This window comes from Maribellus luteus, assembly GCF_003576475.1.
Classification (GTDB): Bacteria; Bacteroidota; Bacteroidia; order Bacteroidales; family Prolixibacteraceae; genus Draconibacterium; species Draconibacterium luteum.
This window is the reverse complement of the sequence record NZ_QWGR01000271.1, coordinates 1-523: the sequence shown is the minus strand read 5'-3', so window position 1 is coordinate 523 and position 523 is coordinate 1. Positions and strand designations below refer to the sequence as shown.

Sequence of the window (523 nt, the reverse complement as noted above, 5' to 3'; positions counted from 1 at the left end):
GCGTGGCGCTGATGTGCCTAGCTGAGGCGCTGCTGCGCATTCCCGACAAGGCCACGCGCGACGCGCTCATCCGCGACAAGATCAGCAACGGCAACTGGCATTCGCACCTGGGCCAGAGCCCGTCGCTGTTCGTGAACGCCGCCACCTGGGGCCTGCTGCTGACGGGCAAGCTGGTCGCCACGCATAACGAAGCCGGGCTGTCGAAGGCGCTCACGCGCATCATCGGCAAGAGCGGCGAGCCGCTGATCCGCAAGGGTGTGGATATGGCGATGCGCCTGATGGGCGAGCAGTTCGTCACCGGCGAAACCATCTCTGAAGCACTGGCCAACGCGCGCAAGTTCGAGGCCGAGGGCTTCCGCTATTCCTACGACATGCTCGGCGAGGCCGCGATGACGGAGGAAGACGCGCAGCGCTACCTCGCGTCGTACGAGCAGGCGATCCGCGCGATCGGGCAGGCCTCGGGCGGGCGCGGCATCTACGAAGGGCCGGGCATCTCGATCAAGCTGTCGGCGCTGCACCCGCG

The 523-nt window shown here is 67.3% G+C and carries 1 protein-coding gene; it reads left to right on the top strand.

The genetic code is table 11. The annotated features are described in order from the left end of the window. On the top strand, positions 1-523 hold a 523-nt coding region (locus D1614_RS25040; protein WP_175579327.1), incomplete at both ends, for a proline dehydrogenase family protein.